Annotated in this window: 6 protein-coding genes; 5 read left to right on the top strand and 1 reads right to left on the bottom strand. The window is 67.8% G+C overall.

All coding sequences use genetic code 11. The features are described from left to right. Positions 1–154: 154 nt before the first annotated feature. On the bottom strand, positions 155–1129 hold the full coding sequence (locus tag FG94_RS13595) for an NADPH:quinone oxidoreductase family protein (protein ID WP_036212443.1): 975 nt from the start codon (positions 1127–1129) through the stop codon (positions 155–157). 188 nt (positions 1130–1317) lie between these two features. Between FG94_RS13595 and FG94_RS13590 the strand changes: the two genes are divergently transcribed. From FG94_RS13590 to FG94_RS13570, 5 genes are all read left to right on the top strand, one after another. Next, entirely contained in the window at positions 1318–1926 is a 609-nt protein-coding gene (locus tag FG94_RS13590; protein WP_036212440.1) for a toll/interleukin-1 receptor domain-containing protein, read from the top strand. Positions 1927–1937: 11 nt separating this feature from the next. Continuing rightward, positions 1938–4037 carry a tetratricopeptide repeat protein gene (locus tag FG94_RS13585; protein WP_081925978.1) on the top strand — a complete coding sequence of 700 codons (2100 nt, stop codon included), beginning with the start codon at positions 1938–1940 and terminating at the stop codon, positions 4035–4037. A 135-nt stretch (positions 4038–4172) separates the two neighbouring features. Next, complete coding sequence (gene surE, locus FG94_RS13580; RefSeq protein WP_036212437.1) at positions 4173–4907, top strand: 5'/3'-nucleotidase SurE; 735 nt, start codon at positions 4173–4175, stop codon at positions 4905–4907. After that, positions 4904–5791, top strand: a complete 888-nt coding sequence (locus tag FG94_RS13575) for a protein-L-isoaspartate(D-aspartate) O-methyltransferase (RefSeq protein WP_152570972.1) — start codon at positions 4904–4906, stop codon at positions 5789–5791. The genes surE and FG94_RS13575 overlap by 4 nt, the downstream gene beginning before the upstream one ends. A 203-nt stretch (positions 5792–5994) precedes the next feature. Continuing rightward, positions 5995–6915, top strand: coding sequence for a peptidoglycan DD-metalloendopeptidase family protein (locus tag FG94_RS13570; protein WP_036212434.1), 921 nt, complete (start codon positions 5995–5997; stop codon positions 6913–6915). Positions 6916–6926 lie beyond the last annotated feature (11 nt).

The raw sequence follows: 6926 nt of genomic DNA, 5'->3' as shown, positions 1-6926 counted from the left end.
CTTCGACGTCATGTTCTGTACGCGAAAAGTCGCAGAAATCGACCTCAGGATTAAGGCGTAGAATGGTTCGACATGTGTCACCTATGTCTCTAGACATGTGTAACCCATGTCCCTGTGCCATACAGGGGAACCCGCCCACCCTACAAAACCGACGTTATGGGCAAATCACGACTTTGCCGGTGACCTTCCTGTCCGCCATGTCGTTCAAGGCCTGCGCCGTCTCTTCCAGCCGGTAGCGCGCCGACACCAGCGGCTTGAGTTTCCCTTCCGCCATCCACCCCAGCATCTGCCGCATCGCCGCCAGGTTCGCCGCCGGCTCCTTGCGCACGAAATCGCCCCAGAACACGCCCACCACCGACGCGCCTTTCAGCAGCATCAGGTTCCAGGGCAGCTTCGGAATCTCGCCCGCCGCGAAGCCCACCACCAGGTGGCGCCCGCGCCAGGCGATCGAGCGCAGCGCCGGCTCGCTGTACTTGCCGCCCACCGGGTCGTAGATCACGTCCGGCCCGCGGCCATTGGTGGCGGCCTTCAGCGCCTCGCGCAGGTCTTCCTTCTCATAATTGATCACGGCATCCGCACCGTGTGCGCGGCAGACCGCCAGTTTCTCTTCGCTCGAGGCGGCCGCGATCACGCGTGCCCCCAGGGCCTTGCCGATCTCGATCGCCGCCAGCCCGACGCCGCCGGCCGCGCCCAGCACCAGCATGGTTTCGCCCGGCTGCAGGGCGGCGCGGTCGACCACCGCGTGGTGCGAGGTGCCATAGGTGAGGGTGATGGCGGCGGCGGTGTCGAAGTCCATGCCGGGCGGTATCGGCATCAGGGCATCCACCGGCGCCAGCGCCTGCTCGGCGAACGCGCCGGTACGGGTGAAACCGATCACCCGCTGGCCCGGGGCGACGCCGGTGACGCCTGCGCCGACGGTGCGGACGGTGCCGGCGAATTCGTTCCCCGGCGTGAAGGGGAGGGGCGGGCGCACCTGGTACTTGCCCTGCACGGTCAGCACGTCGGGGAAGTTGACGCCGGCCGCCTTCACGTCGACCACGACCTCTCCCGCGCCCGGCACCAGGTCGGGCAGGTCCTCGATCATGAGCTGGTCGATCGGACCCCAATCCTTGCAAACTACGGCTTTCATATCCTGTCCCTTTACTTCGAATACCTGTCCATTAATCGGCGGCATTATGCCTGAAGGTGCATTCCACGCTACTTTCCAACGATGCTGCCGAGTCCGCCAGCACGCTTGTGCGCACGCAAAGTGGCCGGGGTCCGTGTCGCTAGAGTCAAAGGAATCCAGCCTTAGCGCATTGGAATGGGGGATAGGCAATGGCGATCCGTTACGGGTGTTTTTTCAGCTACGCACACGGCAGGCACGACCTGATGAAACGGTTCAAGACCGCCCTTGCCGACGCGTTGCGCTGCTATCTCGAACCTCACTTCGACAACGAAGACGAACTGTTCATCGACACCGAACAGCTGGGCGGTGGCGACGACCTCGACCGCAAGATCGCGTGCGCGATGTGCGAGAGCGTGTGCATGATCCTCATCTACACACCCAAGTACGAGGCCCATGCCTACACCCGGCGCGAGTACGCGGCCATGCGCCTGCTCGAGCACGAGCGATCAAGCTGGTACGAGCTGCCGAGCCGCCTGATCATCCCGGTGATCATGACGCGGCACCCCGAATCGCTGCCGCCGGAGATCACCGAGAACACGTACTACGTCGATTTCTCGCACTTCACGATGGCCACGAGCGACCTGAAATCCAACCCGGACTTCCTGCCCGATATCGACAAGATGGTCCAGCGTATCTCCACGCACTATCACCAGCAAAAAAAGCATACGCCGCCTGGACATGACTGCAACCAATTCGTGCTCCCCGATGTCCCACCAGAATGGCGCGCGATGCCAAGCCTGACTTTCCCAAAAAAATAACGAGGAGTCACATGGAACAGAATCGCTCTACGCTCCAGGCACTGGACAGTCCCGGCCAGGGTACCACCCTGTATGCCTACGAAGGCGGCCCGGTCCGCAACGGCCTGCTGGCGGCCATGGCGCTGCAGCTGGCCGGCGACACCGACGCGGCGCCGGTCCTGGTGATCGACTGGGACCTCGCCTCTCCTTCGCTGAACGGCTACTTCGGCCCGCCGCCGGACGGCGCCGACGACGACTGTCCGCCCGGCCTGGTCGACTATGCCGGCGCGCTGCTCGGAGAGCTGCGGCGGCGCCGCATCGCCCGCGACGATGGCGGCGACGGGGTTGCGGATGCCTTGCTCGACGCCGTCGACTGGCGCCCCTACGTGCAGCGCGTGGATGGCCGCCGCCCGCTGTACCTGATGCGGGCCGGCCGTTTCGACGACGATTATGTCGAGCGCGCCGGGCGCCTCGACTGGGTGGCCTTGTTCGATGCCTGTCCGGCGCTGCTGCGCCGCTTCGCCGCGCGCCTGGCGGGGCACTTCCGCCACGTGCTGGTGGCCAGCGGCGCCGGCCGCTCGTCGAGCGTCAGTGCCTGCACCGTTCTCGTCCCCGACCGGCTGGTCGGCCTGTTCACGCCGGCGCCGGGCAGCATCGAGGGCCTCGAGGGGGTCGTACGGCGCGCCATCGACTACCGCTGCACCCACGAGGACGAGCAGCGCCCGCTGCTGGTCTATCCGATCGCCTGCGCCGCCGACGGCGCCCGCAGCGACACCGGCCAGCGCTGGCGCCGCGGCGATCCGGCCCAGGGCCTGGCCGGCTACCAGCCGCGCCTCGAAGCCCTGCTGCGCAGCAGCTACGGCGTCGGCTGGCTGCGCCTGGAAAGCTGGTTCGACGAGGTCCAGCTACCGGTGTCCGAGGCGGTGGCCATCGCCGGTCCGGGACGCGCCGCGCTGGCGCATCCGGCGTCCTGCCTGATGACATGGTTCGCCCAGGGCAGCTTCCCCTGGCAGCCGCTGGCCGAGGTGCGCCTGCGCAGCGCGCTGGCACGCGCCCGCGCACAGGAAGGCTGGGCCGCGGCCGTGCTGCAGGCCAGCTGCCTGGCGCGGCTCGCCGAACTGTGCCAGCAGGAAGGGCGCGGCAACGAAGCGCGCGAGCTGCTGCGCGAGAGCCTGCTGCTGCGCTGCGCCGAGTTGGGCGAAGACCACCCGGATACACGCGCCGCGCATGCCGCGCTGGCCGCGCTCGACCTCGCCGGAGGCAGGCTCGACGATGCACGCCAGCGCTACGAGCTGCTGGCCCAGCGCGGCATGAGCACCCTGGGGGGTGAGCATCCGGAGACGCTGGCCGCACGTTCCGGCCTGGCGTCCGTGCTTGGCCGGAAAGGGGAGAGGGAACGGGCGCTGGCGCTGCACGAGCAGGTGGTGGCCACCTGCGAGCGCCTGTGGGGAGATGCGCACCCGGCCACGCTCGACAGCCTCGAAGGGCTCGCCGCCACCCTGGACAGCCAGCACGAGAAAGACAGGACGCGGGTGCTGTTCGAGCGGGTGCTCGGCGGCCGCCGCCAGTTGCAGGGCGCCGAGCATGAAGACACCCTGCGCTGCGGCCAGCGGCTCGGCCAGCTGCTCGGTGAAATGGGCGAGCTCGGCAATGCGCGGCGGCTCCTGGAAGCCGTGCTGCGCGTGCGCGAGCGCTACGACGGCGCCTATGCCCTGCCGACGCTGAGCGCGCGAGACGCACTGGCCCAGATCCTCGCGGCCCAGGGCGACATGGCTGCCGTGCGCAGCCTGCGCAGCGCACCGGCGCCGGTCCGCGAGGCCGAGGCTGGCGCCGGCCACACGGACGAGCACCACGCGATCGACAGCCTGCAGCAACAGTGCGCGCAGCTGAAAGCCCTGATCGACCAGGACAGCCGGCTGGAGGCGCGCGCGCTGGCCGACAGCATGCGCCGCTCGGTGCAATGGCTGAGTGTGGCACTTCCGCTACGCCAGCGGGTGGCGGCCATGATCGAGCAGGTCTACCTTCGGGAGGGGGACAAGGACGCGGCGCTGGCGCTCAACAAGGACCTGGTCTCCTCGCTGGAGGGGGCCCTGGTACGTGCCAGGCGCGAGGAGTTGTCGGTATTGCGATAGCGGCAAATATCAGTGCATTAGCGACAAAAACACTTGGCAAGCTGCTCATTCCTTGACAAGAAGAATCGCCATGAGGAAACAAAAAAGGCCTTGCTGACGAGCGATCCGGGCGTTGCTTCAGGTAAAATCGCTGACATGCGAATTCTTATCAGTAACGACGACGGCTACTTGGCGCCTGGTATCAGCGCGCTGGCCGATGCCTTGTCCGCGATCGCGGACATCGTGGTGGTCGCACCCGACAGCAACCGCTCGGGTGCGTCGAATTCGTTGACGCTCGACCGCCCGCTGACGGTCACGAAAGCCGCCAACGGTTTCCATTTTGTTAATGGAACGCCGACCGATTGCGTCCACATCGCCCTGACCGCGATGGGTGATGCGCCGCCCGACCTGGTCGTTTCCGGCATCAACAATGGCCAGAACATGGGCGACGACACCCTGTATTCCGGTACCGTCGCGGCGGCCACCGAGGCCTACCTGTTCGGCATCCCGGCGATCGCCTTTTCGCAGGTGAATCCGGGCTGGGCCCACGTCGATGCGGCCGCCCGGGTCGCGCGCGAGATCGTCGAGCGCCGCTTCGACAAGCTCGAGCTGCCCTTCCTGTTCAACGTGAACATCCCGAACCTGCCGTACGAAGAGATCGGTCCCTTGACGCCTTCGCGCCTCGGCCGCCGCCACCAGGCCGAGCCGGTCATCCGCTCGCAGGATCCGCGCGGCCGCGAGATCTTCTGGATCGGCGCACCGGGCGCCTGCCGCGATGCGAGCGAGGGCACCGATTTCCATACGACCGCGCAGGGCCGCGTGTCGATCACGCCGCTGCAGGTCGACCTGACCCACAAGGCCCAGCTGGAACTGCTGCGAGGACTCGTATGAGCGGCGACGTGAACGATAAGCGCAGCACCTTTCCCTTGCCGCTGTCCTCGGTGACCGGCGGCGCCGTGCGCAAGCCGGGGCTGCCTACGCCGGTGGCCACGCCGCAGACCGCGACGCGTAACGCCAGCACGGCCGGGCGCGCCAGTTTCGCGCCGGCCGCGCCGGCGCCGTCGCCGCGTCCGCCCGGCTATGCCCAGGCACACGCGCCCGCCGCACCGGTCGCGCAGCGCTCCGAGCTGATGGCGTCGGAAGCGGTACGCCGGGCCATGGTGGCGCGCGTGGCGAAGCAGGGCGTCAAGGACGGCGTCGTGCTGGGCGCGATGGAAGCGGTGCCGCGCCACCTGTTCATCGAACCGGCCCTGTCCGCGCAGGCGTACATCGACGCCTCGCTGCCGATCGGGCACAACCAGACGATTTCGCAGCCCTACATCGTCGCGCGCATGATCGAAGCCATGCGTGCCTCGATAGGCGCCGGCGGCCAGCTGGGCCGGGTGCTCGAGATCGGCACCGGCTGCGGCTACCAGGCCGCCGTGCTGTCCTTCGTGGCGCGCGAGGTGTATTCGATCGAGCGCATCAAGCCGCTGCACGAGCTGGCCAAGACCAACCTGCGGCCGCTGAGGATTTCGAACCTGCGTTTGCAATACGGCGATGGTATGCTAGGCTTGCCGCAGGTAGCGCCTTTCGACGGCATCATCCTTGCAGCTGCGGGACTCGAAGTGCCGCAAGCCCTGCTCGAACAACTGGCCATCGGCGCGCATCTCGTCGCACCGGTTGGCGCCCAGGTCCAGCACCTGCAACGTATTACCCGCATCGGCAAAAGCGAGTGGGCCAGCGAAACGCTGGAAGCGTGCCACTTCGTGCCGCTGCGTCCCGGCACCATCTAGCATGGCCAGCGGGCGCGCCCAGGCGCGCCGCGCACGATGCTGCCTGTCCCGGCCTGCCGGGTCAACCCCGCCGGCCCGGCCGGCGTTGAAGAGCTTGGTCCAACCGGCACGACCACGGCTGATGATGTCCGCCGGCGCATGTCGCCCCTGGCGCTGCTGCAGGGACGCGCCGCCATAGAACATGAACAGAAAATAGAAAGACAATGAACCAAGCCTCCCATTTACCCCGCCTCGCACTGCTCACCCTCGCCCTCGGCCTGCTGGCCGGCTGTAACTCCCTGACGCGCCAGGCGCCGGTCGTCGAGCGCACCGGCGCCTCGGTGTCCGAGCGTCCGCGCCCGGCCCCGGCCGCGCGTGTCGAAGAACCGAAGGCCGAGAAGGGCATGTACACGGTACGCCGCGGCGACACCCTGCTGCGCATCGCACTGGACCACGGCGAAAACTACCGCGACATCGTCGCCTGGAACAACCTGCGCGATCCGGACGACATCAAGGTCGGCCAGACCCTGCGCGTTGCGGCGCCGGAGCGTGGCGAACGCACCGCCAACATCCAGACCCAGCCGGTGCCGGCGCCGCCGGCGGCCACGCCGCCGCGCAAGACCGAACCGCGCGCCGACAAGCAGCCCTACACCGAGAACGTCGCCGCCCGGCCGGAATCGGGCGCGCGCACCGAGCCGGTGCGCCCGGCTGCACCGGCGCCGGCGGCCCCGGCCCCGGCGATCGCCGCCGGCAGCACCGTGACCGCGAACGACGACGACAGGCTGAGCTGGATGTGGCCGGCGGACGGCCGCATCGTCGCCACCTTCGACGAAGGCCGCAACAAGGGGATCGACATCGCCGGCCGTCCGGGCCAGCAGGTGGTGGCTGCGGGCGCCGGCAAGGTAATGTACGCTGGCAGTGGCATCCGGGGTTATGGTAACCTCGTCATCGTCAAGCACAACAACAGCTTGCTGTCGGCATACGCGCACAACCGCAAGATCGTCGTCAAGGAAGGCGACAACGTGGCCAAGGGCCAGATGATCGCGGAAATGGGCGATTCGGACGCCGACTCGGTGAAGTTGCATTTCGAGATACGCCAGCAGGGCAAACCCGTTGATCCGGCGAGGTTCCTGCCGGGTCGATAGAGGATGTAATG

Source organism: Massilia sp. LC238 (assembly GCF_000735635.1).
Lineage (GTDB): Bacteria > Pseudomonadota > Gammaproteobacteria > Burkholderiales > Burkholderiaceae_D > Telluria > Telluria varians.
The sequence above is the reverse complement of the archived record's forward strand: the minus strand, read 5'-3'. Positions and strand labels throughout refer to the sequence as shown.